The following is a 303-nucleotide window of genomic DNA, read 5'->3' on the forward strand; positions in this document are numbered from 1 at the left end:
TTGAAATGCTGCTTGGCCAAATAAATGCGAGTGAACATCGCGACCATACCAGCGACAAAGGTCACCGCGGTAATCGACCAACTACCGCCATTAAGATTAGCAAACGCAGCACAAGATGCACCGACAAACACGCCCACTAGCCACGTTGGATAAACCGTTTTATCTAATTCATCAAACGCAAGGGTGGTGCGGTCAGTCAGCTCAGACTTCAGTTTATGGTTATCTAGCTTTTCGCTATTTGTATTGGCTTCGGTTTTATTGATAATTTGCTGGATTTGTACCAATAAATTGACATTGATGCTC

At 43.9% G+C, this 303-nt stretch carries 1 protein-coding gene; it reads right to left on the reverse strand.

Annotated features, from left to right (window positions below):
• On the reverse strand, nucleotides 1-303 hold a 303-nt coding region (locus AAEZ03_RS26665; protein WP_350582792.1), incomplete at both ends, for a threonine/serine exporter family protein.

Source organism: Pseudomonas sp. HY2-MNA-CIBAN-0224 (assembly GCF_040310285.1).
In the GTDB taxonomy this organism is placed as follows: Bacteria; Pseudomonadota; Gammaproteobacteria; order Pseudomonadales; family Pseudomonadaceae; genus Aquipseudomonas; species Aquipseudomonas helleri.